The organism is Paenibacillus tarimensis (assembly GCF_021532315.1).
GTDB lineage: Bacteria > Bacillota > Bacilli > Paenibacillales > Paenibacillaceae > Paenibacillus_I > Paenibacillus_I tarimensis.
The window spans coordinates 116,369-131,766 of record NZ_JAKGAO010000011.1; the positions used below are offsets into that span (position 1 = coordinate 116,369).

11 protein-coding genes and 3 pseudogenes are annotated in these 15,398 nt (G+C 54.1%); all 14 read right to left on the minus strand.

Features of this window, described 5'->3' with window-relative positions:
- Position 1: 1 nt before the first annotated feature.
- The 14 genes and pseudogenes from L1N82_RS11120 to atpA all read right to left on the minus strand — a co-directional run bounded on the left by L1N82_RS11120 (position 2) and on the right by atpA (position 15,387).
- Positions 2-1,618 carry a complex I subunit 4 family protein gene (locus L1N82_RS11120; protein WP_235287462.1) on the minus strand — a complete coding sequence of 539 codons (1,617 nt, stop codon included), beginning with the start codon at positions 1,616-1,618 and terminating at the stop codon, positions 2-4.
- A complete protein-coding gene (nuoL, locus tag L1N82_RS11125) occupies positions 1,618-3,513 on the minus strand; it encodes an NADH-quinone oxidoreductase subunit L (RefSeq protein ID WP_235287463.1) in 1,896 nt (631 codons plus the stop codon). The genes L1N82_RS11120 and nuoL overlap by 1 nt, the downstream gene beginning before the upstream one ends.
- Positions 3,514-3,580: 67 nt before the next feature.
- Positions 3,581-3,673 (minus strand): annotated as a pseudogene (locus L1N82_RS23570) (NADH-quinone oxidoreductase subunit K); the annotation flags it as partial.
- Between the two features lie 82 nt (positions 3,674-3,755).
- Positions 3,756-3,899, minus strand: a pseudogene (locus L1N82_RS23575) (NADH-quinone oxidoreductase subunit J); the annotation flags it as partial.
- 14 nt (positions 3,900-3,913) lie between these two features.
- Positions 3,914-4,183: pseudogene (locus L1N82_RS23580) on the minus strand (NADH-quinone oxidoreductase subunit H); the annotation flags it as partial.
- Complete coding sequence (locus tag L1N82_RS11135) at positions 4,183-4,512, minus strand: NADH-quinone oxidoreductase subunit A (RefSeq protein WP_235287464.1); 330 nt, start codon at positions 4,510-4,512, stop codon at positions 4,183-4,185. The pseudogene L1N82_RS23580 and the gene L1N82_RS11135, both read right to left, overlap by 1 nt.
- A gap of 280 nt (positions 4,513-4,792) precedes the next feature.
- Positions 4,793-6,520, minus strand: coding sequence for an ABC transporter ATP-binding protein (locus L1N82_RS11140; protein ID WP_235287465.1), 1,728 nt, complete (start codon positions 6,518-6,520; stop codon positions 4,793-4,795).
- Positions 6,521-6,784: 264 nt separating this feature from the next.
- Positions 6,785-7,249 (minus strand): Dps family protein, encoded by a 465-nt coding sequence (locus L1N82_RS11145; RefSeq protein ID WP_235287466.1) that lies wholly within the window; start codon positions 7,247-7,249, stop codon positions 6,785-6,787.
- A gap of 290 nt (positions 7,250-7,539) precedes the next feature.
- Positions 7,540-9,642, minus strand: coding sequence for an iron ABC transporter permease (locus L1N82_RS11150; protein WP_235287467.1), 2,103 nt, complete (start codon positions 9,640-9,642; stop codon positions 7,540-7,542).
- Positions 9,643-9,644: 2 nt separating this feature from the next.
- Positions 9,645-10,715, minus strand: coding sequence for an ABC transporter substrate-binding protein (locus L1N82_RS11155; protein WP_235287468.1), 1,071 nt, complete (start codon positions 10,713-10,715; stop codon positions 9,645-9,647).
- A 221-nt stretch (positions 10,716-10,936) separates the two neighbouring features.
- Positions 10,937-11,344 (minus strand): F0F1 ATP synthase subunit epsilon, encoded by a 408-nt coding sequence (locus tag L1N82_RS11160; RefSeq protein ID WP_235287469.1) that lies wholly within the window; start codon positions 11,342-11,344, stop codon positions 10,937-10,939.
- A 22-nt stretch (positions 11,345-11,366) separates the two neighbouring features.
- The gene (gene atpD, locus L1N82_RS11165; RefSeq protein ID WP_235287470.1) at positions 11,367-12,770 is read right to left on the minus strand and encodes a F0F1 ATP synthase subunit beta; all 1,404 of its coding nucleotides are present in this window, start codon (positions 12,768-12,770) and stop codon (positions 11,367-11,369) included.
- Between the two features lie 93 nt (positions 12,771-12,863).
- Positions 12,864-13,724 carry an ATP synthase F1 subunit gamma gene (gene atpG, locus L1N82_RS11170; protein WP_235287471.1) on the minus strand — a complete coding sequence of 287 codons (861 nt, stop codon included), beginning with the start codon at positions 13,722-13,724 and terminating at the stop codon, positions 12,864-12,866.
- A gap of 154 nt (positions 13,725-13,878) precedes the next feature.
- Complete coding sequence (gene atpA / locus L1N82_RS11175) at positions 13,879-15,387, minus strand: F0F1 ATP synthase subunit alpha (RefSeq protein ID WP_235287472.1); 1,509 nt, start codon at positions 15,385-15,387, stop codon at positions 13,879-13,881.
- Between the last annotated feature and the right edge of the window lie 11 nt (positions 15,388-15,398).

A 15,398-nucleotide genomic window follows, 5' to 3' on the forward strand; every position in this document is an offset into this window, starting at 1 on the left:
TCTATCCCCCCGCCCTTAACTGAGATAAGATTTCCTGCACACTGTCGGCCGTCGTACCGTTAAGAACTGAGGGATAGAGGCCCAGAAGAATAATGAATGCTAACAGGGCAATCATGGGAACAGCCTCGATCAGCCTGGCGTCCTTCAGTTCCTCGCCGTTCTCCCTAAGCGGCCCGAAGGTAATGCCGAGCACACTGCGAAGCACATAAGCCGCCGTTATGACCATACCGGCAGCAGCCAGCACCGTCACCGCCTTCATGGATTCGAACAGCCCCAGGAAGGACAGTAACTCTCCGACAAAGCCGGACAGCCCCGGCATACCCAGAGAGGCCAGGCCTGCCGCCAGCAGAACACCGCTGATAAACGGCATAGAACGCGAAAGTCCGCCAAGCCTAGCGAGCTCCGTTGTGCCCGTTCGCTCCTGGATGCTCCCTGCAATAAGGAAGAGCAGAGCGGATATCAGCCCATGCGACACCAGCTGGAACACCGCGCCCTGGACTCCGATCTCGTTGAACGAAGCCAGCCCCAGCAGGACAATTCCCATATGGCTTAGCGAAGAATACGCGAGCACAAGCTTGAGATCTTGCTGCCTCAGGGCGAGCAGCGCCCCACACATAATATTCGCCAGTCCAAGCCAAGCGATAACTGCCGCCGCCTCCCGTGCCTCGGCCGGGAACAGCAGCATGCCGAAGCGCAGCACACCGTATGCGCCCATCTTAAGCAGCACGCCCGAGTGAATCATTACAACCGGTACCGGCGCCTCCTTATGCACGTGCAGCATCCAGGTATGGAGGGGCATGACCGGCAGTTTGATACCGAATGCTACCAGGAGCAGGATGAAGACGACCCACTTCATCTCCCCGCTCAGGTAGAATGGATTGTCTCCGCCCATCAGGTTCGGCGCCAAGTTAACGTAGGCTTCCGGATTTAGTAAGTTGGCAGCAATAATATCATAATTTCCGCTGTAGACAAGCTCTACACGATCAGCTGATTCGACCGCCTGGAAGCCGGCTGTATAGATGAGCAGAATAAAGGCGAACAGCATAACGGCCGAACCGAGACCGTTGTAGATCAAGAAGGTATTGGCTGCCTTTTCCCTGTCGAAGTAACCCCAGATGGCGATCAGGAAGAACATGGCGACAAGCGTGAGCTCGAAGAACAGGAAGAAGAGCAGCAGGTCACGGGCCAGAAACACGCCCAGCATGCCGGTCTCCAACAGCAGGAACCAGACATAGTAGGATTTTCTCCGCTTCCTGATGTTCACGGAAGCCAAGGCTGCCATGCATCCGATAAAGGCCGCCAGCATAACAAGCGGAAGCGATAATCCGTCTATCGCCAGATCATACTGGAACTGATAGATAAAGGATGTGACCGAGCCGTTTAACGCTTCGCGGTTCAAGGCCACATCCATCCAGGCCGTCTGTTCCCGGAATTGATCTGCTGTTGCAGCATCATATTGTCCGAACAGCCATAGTGAAAGCATAAACGGCAACAGCGCTGAGACAACAGCAGTCAGGCGCAGCAGCCGGGTCTGCCTGCGCGGCACAAGCAGCAGAACACAAACACCGAGAATCGGTGTAAACACCAGAAGAGTTAGCCATGGGATGGTTTCAGCCATTACCAGAACCTCCTTCCGGCGACAGCCACAATCAAGACAACCAGACCCGCTACGGCCAGCAATCCATACGTCTGCACCTGTCCGTTCTGCATGCGGGTTCCCGCCCTGCCCGCAAGCATAGCAAGGCCTCCGGCTAACCGGACTGCCCCGCCAACAACATAACGGTCAATGAGCACAAGCAGCGTTCCGAGCCCCAAGACCGGCCGCACAATGCAGTAGTGGTACAGTTCGTCGATGTAATATTTATTGTCCAGCAGGTTAACCAGCCATGGTAACCGGGCAGCTGCAGCCGACCGGGAGATCATGCCTTTCCCGTAGACAAGCCACCCGATGTAGAGGCCAAGAGCGGCAACTGCCGTTGACATGATCATAACCTCAGCGCCGCTGTCATGCTGCGGGCTGTACCCGCTGCCCAGCAGCCAGCTGCCGAGACGTCCCCAGCCCTCCCAAGGCAGCTCCACCAGACCCAGCAAAGCCGCCGGGACGGCCAGAATGATGAGCGGCACAGTCATGATCAATGGTGATTCGAGCGACTTCCGAGAACCTGGCTGCGCGCCGGATTTGCCGCCGAAGACCAGGATGAATAAGCGTGACATATACATTGCGGTAAGCAGCGAGGCTGCCAGCCCGGCAGCGAACAGCAGAGGATGGCCCTTATCCAGAACAGCGGCGAGGATTGCATCCTTCGACCAGAAGCCCGACAGCGGCGGAATGCCCGCAAGCGCGAGCGCGCCGATTGCGAAGGTGAAGGCCGTTACCCGCATCCGCCGTCCAAGGCCGCCCATCTCATGGATGTTTCGGGTATGGACGGCATGAATCACACTTCCCGCCCCCAGGAACAGCAGCGCCTGGAAGAAGGCATGTGTCAGCAGATGGAAGATGCCACCGGTCAGCGATCCTGCGCCCAGCGCCAGCATCATAAAGCCTAGTTGGCTGATGGCGGAATAGGCCAAAATCCGCTTTAAATCCTTTTGAACCAAAGCGATAGACGCCGCAAACAGGGCTGTAAAGGCCCCAATGATCGCTACAGTCTCCATCGCTGCCGCAGAGGCTTCGAATATACTGTATGTACGGGCGATCAGGAACACACCCGCTGCCACCATCGTAGCCGCATGAATAAGTGCGCTGATCGGCGTCGGGCCTTCCATCGCATCCGGAAGCCAGACATGCAGCGGGAATTGCCCCGACTTGCCTGCCGCCCCCGCGAAGATCAATAGAGCGATGACAGTCGTTATGCCTTGGGCAATTAGCCCGGACTGCCCTTCATTGAATACATTCTGAATAGCCGAGAACGACAGCTCATGCTCCGGCATATACCAGAACAGCATCAGGACAGCGATGAGAAGACCGACATCCCCGACCCTTGTGACCAGGAAAGCCTTCTTCGCCGCAGCCTTGGCGGCGGGCTTCGCATACCAGAAGCCAATCAGAAGGAACGAGCAAACACCTACAAGCTCCCAGAACATATAAAGCATCAGCAGATTATCGGCCAGCACGAGTCCCAGCATGGAGAAGGTGAAGAGCGAGATATAGGCGTAGAACACCGTTATCCGTTCGTCATTCTTCATGTATCCTGCTGAATACATGCAGACCAGAAAGCTGATTAGCGAGACCATCGCCAGCATCACGGCCGTCAGATTCGTAACGTCAAATCCGATCGTCAACTGAAAGCCGCGGGTTGCAATCCAGTCATAGGACGCATTGTACTCGGCCGCCCTGCCGTCCAGCCGTTCAACAAGCACAAGCATAGAGAGCAGGAATGACGCCAGGGATGCCGCCATAGCCGTCACAATTCCGGCTGTGCGCATTCCTCTGCCGGCCGCCGCGAGAATCAGGAAAGCACCGAGCGGAAAGATCGGAATGAGCCAAGCATAATGCGAATAAACAGTATCCACCCGTCTACCTCCTCATCTCATCAAATTCATCAGCCTGGACGGTTCCCTTAAGGCGGAACAAGGCAATCAGAAGGACGATCACCGCATTTCGCTTAGTCAGGGCCCCGCAGAGCCCAATACAGAACAGGATCGCGGCCAGCATCAGATAGGAAGGCAGCATTCCTAGTCAGCCTCCTTCCGGTGAGCACAATCGACCCAATAAAAGCCACCGTCAGCAGCACCGATACCAGCTCAAAGGGAATGACGTGCTGCGTAAACAGCAGCTTGCCAATCTCCAGTGTGTTATCCTCTGCTCGCTCTGCCTGCTCTGCCGCTGGAAAGGTCGTCGTGCGGATGGCGTAAAACAGGATGCCTAGCAGCGATACAGCCGCCAGCAGGCCGAGCACCTCGGGCGTCTTTCCGTCCGGTTGAGCTCCGAGACCGCCGCGATAATAAAAACTCCAAAAACCGATGATTTACGGAAGGAAATGCCAATTCCATAACCACCCGCCAGACTGCGCTTCTACGATTGTACGCAAATTCATGCTTTCGCTCAACATCACCGTGCCGACAATTGAGATGACCAAAGGCACTTCATAGCTGATCATCTAAGCTGCGGAGCGCATGCCGCCAAGCAGCTCATACTTATTATGGATGCCCAGCCGCCCAGCACAATGGCCAGAGTGGACATTAGAGCAGCCCGACCAGCAGCAGGGCCACGAAGATCAGCATTTCGACCAGCACGAAGAGGCCGAGCTTATGATAAGCGACGGCCCAGGGATATAAGATAACGGTTTCTACATCAAAAATGACAAACATGAGAGCCAACAAGTAGTAGCGGATGTTGAACCGCACTTGTCCTTCACCGACCGGCTCATTGCCCCTCTCGTACGTTGTCCGCTTCTCTTCCGTCGGTTTGTTCGGGCGCAGCAGCCTTCCAGCCGTTAACGCCGCAGCCGGAAGCAGGACACCAAGCAGGATGAAGATGGTTACCACAACATAGTTGTTCATGTACACCATACCGTCACCTCCAGCCGGACAATCGGCCAACTTGACAGAGGGCCGTCAAATTTCCTTCACAATTATAACAAAACCTTCCATTCTAGTCTATGATTCCGTTCACTACAATCCGGTCCTTTACATGCTTGCCCGTGTGCCTGACCTAGTCCTCCGTAAGGCTGGGCTGTGCCCCTCATCTTGTCCCTCACCGGTAAAATAAAGAAGACGAGCCCTCGCCGGAGGAGGAGTCGTCTTCACTATTCTATACACCGTAGCCGTGGCCGGCACTCCAATCTGCTTATTATACCGTCGATGCTTCGCCAAACTGCGCCCGGTGCAGCCTGGAGTAGACGCCGCCGCGAAGCAGCAGCTCCTCATGAGTGCCCTGTTCGGCAACTCCTTCCTCGGTCACGACCACAATCCGGTCTGCGCCGCGAATTGTAGCAAGACGGTGCGCAATAATCAACGTCGTCCGGTTAACGGCAAGCTCATCCAATGCCTGCTGGATAACCCTCTCCGTCTCGGTATCGAGTGCCGAAGTCGCCTCGTCCAGGATAAGAATCGGCGGATTCTTCAGGAACATCCGGGCAATCGCGAGACGCTGGCGCTGTCCGCCAGAGAGCTTCAGACCGCGTTCGCCAATGACCGTGTCCATCCCTTGCGGCAGGCCGGCTATCATGCCTTCCAAATGGGCACGGCGTGCCGCCTCCCATATCGCATCATCGTCTGCATCCAGCCTTCCATAGGCGATATTCTCTCGAATCGTGCCGCTGAACAAAAAGACATCCTGCTGCACAATGCCGATGTGAGAGCGCAGTGACTGCTGGGTCATATCACGGATATCGATACCATCGATGCGGATTTTCCCCATGTCAACATCATAGAAGCGGGGAATCAGGCTGCAGATAGTCGACTTGCCGGCACCCGAAGGGCCTACGAGGGCAATCGTCTCCCCTGCGCGAACCTGCAAATCCACATCCTGCAGAACAGGCAGCCCCGGCTCGTAGCCGAAGGTAACTCCACTGAACTCTATATCCCCCCGCAAATGCTGTACCTCTACTGCGTTTGGCTTGTCCTTCACGTCCGGCTCCGAATCCATCAGCTCACAGAACCGCTGGAAGCCGGCCATTCCCTTCGGATAGGATTCCATCAGGGCATTAATCTTCTCAATCGGCTTCAGAAAGATGTTGACATAAAGCAGGAAGCCAACTAACTCGCCGTAGCTCAGCCGGCCGTTATACGCGAACCATGCGCCGCAAACCAGCACAATGACCGAGATCAGCCGGGTCAGCATGTACATGCCGGATGAGCTGAACGAGATCGCCAAATAAGAGCTCAGCTTGGCTTGACGGAATTTGGCGTTATTCTTACGGAAACGGTTGATTTCAAATGCTTCGTTGCCGAATGATTTTACAACCCGGATACCCGAAATGCTGTCTTCTACCCGCGCATTCACATCGGCGATGCTTCTGAACATCTGGGTGGCCGCCTTGTGCAGCTTCACATTAAAGTACGCAATCAGCCAGGCAATAACCGGAACCACCGTAAAGGTAATAAGCGCCAGCTCCCAGTTCACGGTCCACATAATGCCGAATGCGCCAGCGAATGTCATCAGCGCAATGAACAGATCCTCCGGCCCATGATGCGCCATCTCACCGATTTCGAACAGATCGTTGGTAATCCGCGACATCAGGTGTCCAGTCTTCGTATTATCGAAGTAACGGAACGACTGCTTCTGCACATGGTTGAACGCCTGCTGCCGCATGTCGGTCTCAATATTGATACCCAGCTTGTGACCCCAGTAGCTGACTACAAAATGCAGAGCCATGCTCAGCAGATAGACAGCAAGCAAAATGACGCCAGCCGTCGCAATCTCACCCCACTGATTCTTCGGCAGCAGCTCATCGATCACCCACGATACAGCCAGCGGAAAAGCCAGCTCCAGCAAAGCGACCACTACAGCACAGCCGAAATCCAGTATAAACAGCCGCTTATGCGGCCGGTAATACCCCATAAAACGTCGAATCATCGTACGACCTCCCGGACACCTTACTGATAACAATTCTCACTAATCATAAGGAGTACTTCCCTGCCTGTCAAGTCCGCAGCCAGCTTTAGACATCTTCTGCAGACCAGCAGGCAAGTCAAGCCGTTATCCACTTCGATAGATGTATAAACAGAAAAAGCCGCCCCTCCGGGGTTGATCCCCGTCGGAGCCGCTTGTTTGGTTTCCGCTATGTGCTGGTGCTGGCTGTATAGGGCCAGGCTTCAGAGCGGCCATCGTATTCCTGTCTTATTTTCCCGCGTAGGAATCCAGCATCCAGATATGCTTCTGCAGCTTCTCAACCATACCGATCAGCATATCCGATGTCGGCATATCACCTTCCTCTTCAGCCGCCTCAGCAAGCTCCAGGAAGTCCTTCGCCATAGCGCGGTAGTCATCTGCAATGTTTTGAACCATTTCGGTCGGATCTTCTCCGCCCTGAGCTTCCTTGATTGTAGCCAGCTCCATATACTCTTTCATTGTGGCCGAAGGCTTCTCGCCGATTGCCAGCATGCGCTCAGCGATTTCGTCCATCATCTCAGTCACTTCATTATAGAGCTCTTCGAATTTCACATGCAGCGTGAAGAAGTTTGGTCCCTTTACATACCAGTGATAGTTATGCAGCTTGACGTACAGCACATTGCCGTTTGCCACTTGTTTGTTCAGCTCTTTGCCGATATTCACCTTGGTTGTGGTAGATTCCTTCTTAGCCATCTTCGAAAACCCCTTTCCGTTCCAATAGGATTTGCTTGTCCTGCATCAGGACTAGTCTGCCCTGCTGAACTGTATTTACCCCGGGGCTTTGCGGGCCAAACAGAAGGAGCGGCGTCCGTGCAAGCAGCTGGAGGTAAACGGGGACTCTCCTTAACATTAAATTGTCCATTAACCTGACTTTAGTTGCAGTTCTCTAGGCTTAAACAGATAGATGACTTGCCAAAAAAAAAGCGCAGCCCTGTTGATGAGTAAGGGCTGCGCTTTTCATTTTGTAATAATCTTTTTCAAATTTACGACCGCTTCGTCGAACGGCTGCTTGCGTACATCAACCAAACAAAGTAAGGTGCTCCCAGCAGTGCCGCTACAAGGCCGGAAGGTATCTCTACCGGTGCCAGCACGGCCCTGCCGACAAAGTCTGCCAAGACCAGAAGCAGGGCACCGAACAGCAGTGTTAACGGTACCAGCTTTCGGTGGGTTGGACCAGCCATCAGCCGCACGGCATGTGGGGCGATCAGCCCGATGAAGCCAACCGTACCGACGGTAGCTACTGCCGCCGCAGCCAGAAGTACACCCAGTATACCGATTATCAGTCTCGAACGGGCCGGGTTAACACCAAGACCGGATGACGACTCATCTGTAAATTGAATCATATCCATGCGCTTTGCCTGCCATAATGCGAGCGGAACGAGTATCAGAAGCACCACTCCAAGCTGCGGCAGCTGCGGCCACCCCTTGGCATAGGTACTCCCGGCCAGCCAGGCAAGTCCCGCTGCAGCGCTCATCCCTGACTTGATTACAAGAATATTGATAATCGCCGCCCCCATTGCCGACACGGCCATCCCGATCAGCGCCAGAACCGCAGGCTGTAATCCAGAACGAACTGACAATAGATATACGAGTCCCGCAGTTAGTACAGCCCCAGCACAGGCTGCTGCCGACAGATAATATCCGCCAAGTCCCGGGTAGAAGACCAACAAAGTCAGGACTCCCACTCCAGCCCCTTGGGTCACCCCTATAATCGAAGGGTCAGCGAGAGGGTTTCGCACCACACTCTGCAGCAGCAGACCGCTTAGTGCCAAGGCAGCTCCGGCCAGAGCGGCTATAAGCGTCCTGGGCAGCCTGAGCTTCATGACCAGGCTGCTGCTCATCTCACTGCCGCCGCTGCTGCCAAACAGAGCGGACACAACCTCCTGCAAAGGCAGGCGGATTCCGCCAAAGGCCTGCCCACCTATCATTAGGGCTGCCAGTACCACTGCCAATCCTGCCGCCCACCCCAAGTATGGGACATGCCGCAGATGTGCTCCTGTGCTCTGCGACGATGATTTGGGGACGTCCGAGCCTTTGCCTCTGCTGACCCTTCCAGCGAGCCAGATCAGCCAAGGTGCCCCTATTAAAGCAGTAACTGCTCCTACAGGCAGCTGTCCAATGGAAGAACGGAACATCATAGCAAACATATCTGCACCCAGTACAATGACCGCCCCCCACAGGAAGGCTGTTGGGATCAGCAGACGATGCCTGACAATACCGACCAATCGAAGCAGATGAGGCGCAATGAGACCAATGAAGCCGATAGGACCTACCACACTCACTGTTATGGCTGCAAGAAGCACGGCCAGCAGCAGTCCCGCTGTCCGCACCCGCGTTACATGCTGGCCAAGCGATTGGGCCATCTCATCGCCTAGTGCCATCGCATCCAAGTTTTTCGCCATGAACCAGGCGGCAGCTGATCCCCCGGCAATCCAAGGCCAGGCATACAGGAAGCCGCCCCAGCCCAGCTGTACTAATGAACCGGAGCCCCATAGATATAACCCTCTCGTCTCATTCTCAAAGAGGAGCAGCAAGGCGCTCGTTACCGCAGCCAGCGTCAACGATACAATCATGCCGGACAACGCCATCCGCACCGGTGTAGACCGTGATCCTCCAGCAAGCAGATAGGCGAACAACCCTGCCCCTCCTCCACCCAGCAGCGCAAGGGGGAGCGACAAGGAGGATGCCAGAGCCGGAGCCGCAACCGACGCTGCAACTACGGCGAAGTAAGCTCCAGCATTAATGCCGAACGTACTGGCCGATGCCAGAGGATTTCGGGTCAGTGCCTGCAGCAAGATGCCGGCAACCGCCAACGAACCGCCGGCCAGAAAGCCGATAGCTGTACGAGGAAGTCTGGCTGTCCAAACAATATGATCCTCTTTTTCTCCACTCGGCTGCAGGATAGCCTGCAGCACCCGTTCTGCTGTCAGTCCAGCTTCACCCTGCATAATGTGAAGGAGCGAGATCAGTGCAAGCAGCACGATCCCGCTAATCCCCATAATCCAGCCGGCAGCTGGTCTTCCCTTAACCGTTGCTCCTTGAGTTTGGGGCTGTCCGGTATGCAGGATATGCAGATTCTTCTTCATCTTCATTGACTTAATAGATCAGCTGTCTTCGCTGCAAATACTTCAGCCGCCAGCGGTCCGCCAAACGGCCATGTGTCACCGCCCAGTGCATAAACACGGCCTTCTTTTACAAAGGGATAGGCGTTCCAGACCGCGTTGTCCTTCAGCTGGTTCTCGAAGATATTGTCTTCATCCTGTACCATATGGAGCAGGCTTGCATCCTCGATCTTAGACAATGCCTCTACAGAATTGGTCGAAAAGCCGTACACCTCGAACTTGTCACTTTCCCAAGCATTCTCAAGACCGATTTTCTCAAGAATCTGGGCAGCCAGGGAGTTATCCGTGAACAACCGGAACTCCGGTACATTATTGGTGCTCCATGCTTGGGTCAAAACAACCTTGTGCCCTTCCTTGCCTGCTGCTTTGATCTTATCTGCGGCTGCTGCGAAAGCTTCCTGCATGTTCGCGAGAACCTGCTCGGCTTCTGCTTCCTTGCCTACAGCCTTGGCAATCTCACGGAACGTGCTCTCCATCTCTTCATATTGATCATAGCCTGCATCCTCGGCCGGGTAAGGACCGAATACGATCGTCGGTGCTATTGCCGCCAGCTGGTCATAGTTTGCTGCCGAGCGATAGTCCGGAACAATAATCAGATCGGGAGAGAGACTTGTAATCAACTCCAGGTTTGGCTCCTGTCTTGTACCTACGTCGGTGACCTCAGCAGACAGCTCTTGGGGAATGCTGTACCAGTTCTTATAGCCTTCTATATCCGCATGTCCAACAGGCTGGACACCAACCGCCAGCAGATCCTCTGTGTAGGTCCACTCCAGGGAAACGATTCTCTCTGCCGGTTTATCGAGTGTAACTTCTCCTTTAACGGTATTAATGGTGATTGGCCCATTGTTTGGCCCATTGTTTCCTGCTAGTGTATTATTCTCTGCCGGCTCTTGAACAGCTTCATTCTGTCCACCTGCATTACCCGTATTGCTGTTATTCGGCGCTCCGTTACTGCCTGCGTTATTTCCACCACATGCTGCAAGTACCAGCATCATAATAATAAGTCCGATACTCAAACTTTGTTTACGTATAGTCATTGAACCTAGCCCCCTGTAATAAATAATCATGATTATGTATAACTACCTTTATTATGATAACGATTCTCATTATCGGTGTCAACTGCAAATCAATCATTCATCTCCTGAGTTTCTGCACCCCTGGTACTTCAGCTGATGGCAGGGCAAATAAAAAAGAGGCTGCCAAGCAGCCGTAATGGCTACATGGACAACCTCTTAGCTTGCTTCCTGGTAAGGAAAGCTTATTTTACCCGATTGCTAACTTCCATCCGGTTAATCGCACGCTGCAGTGCGAGTTCCGCCCGGCGGTAGTCAATCTCATCCCGCCGGCCGCTGCCCAGACGCTGCTCCGCACGCTGGCGGGCCGCCAAAGCACGTTCTACGTCAATATCGCCAGGAAGCTCCGCGCTCTCTGCCAATATAACGACCTTGTCCTTACGAACTTCAACAAAACCGCCGTTAACAGCGATTGTCTCTTCCTGCTTGCCCTTCTTCACAATTACCGGTGCAATCTGAAGCGGTGTTACAAGCGGAATATGATTCGGCAGGATGCCGAGCTGGCCTTCCTCGCCCTTCACTACAACCATATCGACTTCCTGGGCATATACTTTACGCTCAGGTGTCACGATTTCCAGCAATAGAGTGCTCAAGTGGATACCCCCGTCCTACGCTTTACAGCGTTTTGGCTTTCTCCACGGCCTGTTCGATCGTACCGACATAACGGAAAGCACTTTCCGGTAGGTCGTCATGCTTGCCCTCAAGGATTTCCTTGAAGCTGCGGACGGTTTCTTTGACCGGTACGTAGATTCCCTTTTGTCCTGTAAACGGCTCGGCCACGTGGAACGGCTGAGACAGGAAGTTCTGAATTTTACGTGCGCGCGCAACAGTCAGTTTATCTTCTTCAGACAGCTCATCCATACCCAGGATTGCGATGATATCCTGCAGTTCCTTATAGCGCTGCAAAATACGCTTTACCCCTTGGGCTACATTGTAGTGCTCTTCGCCTACAACATCCGGGCTCAGAATCCGGGAGCTGGATGCCAATGGGTCAACCGCTGGGAAGATACCCATCTCGGAGATCCGGCGCTCCAGGTTAGTTGTAGCATCCAAGTGGGCAAATGTTGTTGCCGGAGCCGGGTCCGTATAGTCATCCGCAGGCACGTAGATCGCTTGGATGGATGTAACCGACCCCTTCTTGGTGGATGTAATACGTTCCTGAAGCTGACCCATTTCGGTTGCCAGCGTTGGCTGATAACCTACCGCGGACGGCATCCGGCCGAGGAGGGCGGAAACTTCGGAACCCGCTTGTGTAAAGCGGAAGATGTTATCGATGAACAGAAGAACGTCACGGCCTTCTTCATCGCGGAAATATTCAGCCATTGTGAGGCCTGTAAGGGCAACACGCAGACGGGCACCCGGCGGTTCGTTCATCTGACCGAATACCATGGCCGTCTTGCTGATAACGCCCGAGTCCTTCATTTCATGATATAGGTCATTACCTTCACGTGTACGCTCGCCTACACCGGCAAATACAGAGATACCGCCGTGCTCTTGAGCGATGTTGTTGATAAGCTCTTGAATGGTAACCGTCTTACCTACACCCGCACCACCGAAGAGACCGATCTTACCGCCCTTCGCATACGGTGCAAGCAGGTCGATAACTTTGATGCCGGTTTCCAGAATTTCTGCCTGTGTCGACAGCTCGTCGAAAGAAGGAGCTTGACGGTGAATCGGCAGATTAACTTCCGATTGCGCAACGCCAGCATTATCGATTGGTTCGCCAAGCACGTTGAATACGCGGCCCAGCGTAGCAGAGCCCACCGGTACCGTGATTGGCCCGCCAAGATCGACAGCTTCCATACCGCGAACGAGGCCATCTGTCGTACTCATAGCAATGGCACGTACCATATTATCGCCAAGGTGAACAGCCACTTCCAGTGTCAGATCGATATCTGCAGCACCGGCCTGGCCTTTCCGTTCAACCTTGATCGCGTTCAAAATTTCCGGCAGCTGTCCGCGCTCGAATTCGAGATCGACGACCGGACCCGTAACGGATATAACGCGTCCCTTATTCATTGTTTTCCCTCCTGGTTCCCTCATCTGTACTGCTTATCCGAATCAAGCCTCCGCCCCCCAGGGTACATTGCTAGTACCCTGCGGCTTCGAAGCTTAGCCTTGTGCGTTTGCTCCTGCCACGATTTCGGAAATTTCCTGCGTAATGGCCGCTTGACGCGCCCGGTTATACGTGAGCGTGAGCTCAGAGATCATCTTCTTCGCGTTCTTCGTAGCAGATCCCATTGCTGTCATTCTCGCGCCGAACTCGCTCGCTTTGCCGTTCAGTACAGAACTGTAAATCAGCGTCTCTGCATACTTTGGCAGCAGCACGTTCAGCACGCGCTCAGCAGACGGTTCATATTCATAACTAGTCAACTGCGTGCCGCCGCTCACTTCCTCAAGAGGAAGCAGCCGTTTTTCAGTTGGAATCTGAGTCATTGCATTCACAAAATGATTATAGTAAATGTAGAGCTCATCATAGGTGCCTTCCTCAAACTGCTTGACTGCCGTATAAGCAACAGACTTGATGTCCGCGAAGCTTGGGGAGTCAGGCAACCCGATCACTTCTTCCGTAATCGGCATATTCAGCCGGCGGAAGTAGTCCCGGCCCTTACGTCCGATCACGAACAGAACGTATTCATCAGCAGATTTATGCTTTTGACGGATGGTATTGACCAGCTTACGGAGTACGTTGGCATTATAACCGCCCGCTAAGCCTCTGTCCGACGTAATCACCAGATAACCTGTTTTCTTGATTTCACGCTTTTGCAGCATCGGATGAGTAACACCCTTCGTACCGGCTGCAATGCTCGCGACAACCTCTTTCAGCTTATCTGCGTATGGACTTGATGCCTGAGCCGCTTCTTGAGCACGGCGCAGCTTTGCAGCAGCGACCATTTCCATCGCTTTCGTGATCTGCATCGTATTCTGCGTACTCTTTATTTGGCTCTTGATTTCGCGCATGCCTTTTGCCATCTTGTTCACCCGCCTTTATTGCCCAGGCCTCCCAGCGGACAGTCCGCTTTCTCCAGCAGCTCTGCTCCTGTTCGGCCCAAGCCTGGTGTTTGGTGCAGCAGTTGACCGCCTGCCTACTCCATTTTCAGCCGCGGTCATCTATGCTTAGCGCCGGTTATACGGCGAAGCTTTTCTTAAATTTAACGATTGCATCCGTGAGGGCTTTCTCGGTGTCGCTGCTCAGATCCTTCGAATCGCGGATAGCCGCAGCAATCTGCGGACTGTTCGATTCCAGATACAGATGCAGTTCCTTCTCAAAACGTCCTACTGCCTCAACCGGCAGATCATCCAGATGACCCTTAACAGCGGCGAAGATACTGATAACCTGCTTCTCAACAGACATCGGCTGGTTAACGCCCTGCTTCAGAATTTCCATCGTACGCGCACCACGCGTCAGCTGAGCTTGAGTACTCTTGTCAAGATCGGAGCCGAACTGCGCGAACGCGGCGAGTGAACGGTATGCGGCAAGATCCAGACGGAGTGTACCGGCAACCTTCTTCATCGCTTTGATCTGTGCGGAACCACCTACACGGGATACAGAGATACCGACGTTGATCGCCGGACGTTGGCCCGCGTAGAACAAGTCAGCCTCAAGGAAGATCTGACCGTCTGTAATCGAGATTACGTTCGTCGGGATATATGCAGATACGTCAGATGCCTGCGTTTCGATGAATGGCAGGGCTGTCAGTGAACCGCCGCCAAGCTCGTCGCTCAGCTTCGCTGCACGCTCCAGAAGACGGGAGTGCAGGTAGAATACGTCACCCGGATAAGCTTCCCGGCCCGGTGGACGGCGGAGCAGCAGGGAGAGCTCGCGGTATGCAGCCGCCTGCTTCGACAGGTCATCATAGATTACGAGCACGTGCTCGCCCTTATACATAAAATATTCGCCCATTGCGCAGCCGGCATAAGGTGCCAGGAAGAGCAGCGGGGACGGCTCGGAAGCCGAAGCTGTAACAACGATTGTATAGTCAAGTGCACCGTTGCGGCGAAGTGTTTCCACTACGTTAGCAACTGTAGATTGCTTCTGGCCAATGGCAACGTAGATACATTTCACGCCATTGCCCTTCTGGTTAATGATTGCGTCGATGGCGATCGCTGTTTTACCTGTTTGACGGTCACCGATGATCAGCTCGCGCTGGCCACGGCCGATTGGTACCATCGAATCAATTGCCTTGATACCGGTCTGCATTGGTTCATGAACCGATTTCCGGTCAATAACGCCCGGAGCCGGAGATTCAACTGGACGGAAAGCCGTTGTTGCGATCGGGCCTTTGCCGTCGAGCGGCTGTCCGAGCGGATTAACGACGCGTCCGAGGAGCGCTTCGCCAACCGGAACTTCCATGATCCGGCCTGTACGCTTCACTTCGTCACCTTCACGGATGTCCGTGTATGGTCCCAAAATAACGACACCTACGTTGCTTTCCTCGAGGTTCAGAGCCATACCTACAACGCCGTTGGAGAACTCGAGGAGCTCACCGGACATTGCATTCTCAAGGCCGTGAACGCGGGCGATACCGTCGCTGACTTGGATTACAGTACCGACTTCGACGACTTGAATTTCCGTTTTATATTGTTCAATCTGCTGTTTAATCAGCGTGCTGATTTCATCAGGTCTGATACTCAATTCGCTCACCC